A 1,223-nucleotide genomic window follows, 5' to 3' on the forward strand; every position below is an offset into this window, starting at 1 on the left:
TCAGGGCAAACGCATACTCACCCTACGCTAGCCAGGACTTTGGTGAGATACGTATTATCCCAGCCAGCTTTAAGGCGTTTCGCCTTTTTGCCAACCTTGGCTGAGGACTCCTGAGAGAGGAGGTTGAGCGCCAGGTGTCGAATGACGGCCATGTTTTGGGGGGCATAGCCGGAGCGAATGCGAGAGTCGTCCTCATGAAAGGCCACATCGAGGCACCAATGGAGACCATTCTCAATGCCCCAGTGGCTGCGAGTCGCTTGAGCAAAGCGCTCCACACCACCATTGAGGCTGACGAGATAGTAGCGTTGGGTAATCGTCGGGTCTTGGCCGGGGAGACGGCGCTCTGATTCAATCAAGCCGACCCGCTTCAGCCCCGCCCATTGGTCGGCATCCACCAGATGCTCCACAGAGTCGAGTAACCAGTGACGCCGGATTTCGAGCCGACCGTGGCCCTTATCAATCGTCTGATAAACCTCGTGGGGGATGTTCTTGAAGTGCTGCTGCCGCGCCCAGGTAAAGATCTGCTGCACGTCCTCATAGAGTCCCTCGTGATTGCCCTTGAGGCTGAGGATATAGTCAGCACCTTGGTCGATAATCTGTTTCGCAATCGTTTTCTGGGTGCCCATGGCGTCGAGGGTGACGATGCAACCGTTCAGTGCCAGCACCTTGAGCAGTTCAGGAATCGCCGTAATTTCGTTCGATTTTTCGTCCACCTTCACTTGCCCCAGCACCAAGCGATTCTCAGCCGCCCAAGCACTCACCATATGGATAGCTCCTTTGCCTTGACCTCGGTCATAGGAGCGCCGCAAGGTTTTGCCATCCACAGCCACGACTGCTCCAGCACTAAGCTGAGCCACGGTTTGAACCCAACTCAGGAAGCAGTCTTGTAGCTGATGGGGGTCGAGTTGGGCAAACAGCCGACTAATCGTGTCATGGGACGGAATGCCGTGTGGCAACGCCAGAAAGGTGCTGAGCCAATCTACCTTGCTCTGGCCGTAGGCCTCGATATCGACCCAAGTCTCTGCGCCACAAACCACCGCACAGATCGTTAAGGCCACTATATCCACCAATCGGTGTTCAATCAGATAGCCGGTACGAGGATCCTCTAGGTTCTCAAAGTGGCTTAACAGTGAATCCGTCGGGGGCACTGAATGGGACATGGATAGCCTTGATGTCAAACGTATCCACTAGTATCCCTACTCACCGAGTATGCGTTTGCCCTG

1 protein-coding gene is annotated in these 1,223 nt (G+C 55.2%); it reads right to left on the minus strand.

From position 1 onward, the window contains the following. Positions 1-17: 17 nt before the first annotated feature. A complete protein-coding gene (locus VB780_RS31260) occupies positions 18-1,160 on the minus strand; it encodes an ISAs1 family transposase (RefSeq protein ID WP_323355099.1) in 1,143 nt (380 codons plus the stop codon). Positions 1,161-1,223 lie beyond the last annotated feature (63 nt).

Origin of the sequence: Leptolyngbya sp. CCNP1308, assembly GCF_034932455.1 — a bacterium.
Taxonomy (GTDB): domain Bacteria; phylum Cyanobacteriota; class Cyanobacteriia; order Phormidesmidales; family Phormidesmidaceae; genus Nodosilinea.